The organism is Treponema sp. R6D11 (genome assembly GCF_054786075.1).
This window is the reverse complement of sequence record NZ_BDHD01001292.1, coordinates 1-338: the sequence shown is the minus strand read 5'-3', so window position 1 is coordinate 338 and position 338 is coordinate 1. Positions and strand designations below refer to the sequence as shown.

Below are 338 nucleotides of genomic sequence, written 5' to 3'. Positions count from 1 at the left end.
CCCTTATATTTATGGCGTTAGGCGTCGCAGCCATGCGTTTCAGCGTATTTGGGATTGACCCTTTTCCTAATAATTCCAACTCACATTGATTGTTTTTTCCTTATTAGGATAACGGCATTAATCGTCGGCATTGTAATTATTTGTCTCACCGCTGCGGTCTATATCGAAGCGAACCTTGGCATTTCCCCGTACGATTCCGCCGCTCTTATCATTTCCGAAAAAATGAAAAAAGAAAAATGGTACCGCTGGATTAGAATTATAACCGACTTTATTTGTACCGGCACCGGATTTTTACTCGGTAATATTCCCGGAATAGGAACTATTGTGATGTCCTTGTT

Annotated in this window: 1 protein-coding gene; it reads left to right on the top strand. The window is 41.1% G+C overall.

Going from position 1 to position 338, the window contains the following annotated elements:
• Positions 1 to 54: 54 nt before the first annotated feature.
• Positions 55 to 338 (top strand): hypothetical protein (locus ACYVTD_RS18475; RefSeq protein ID WP_461249053.1); only part of this gene is annotated, 284 nt, incomplete at its 3' end.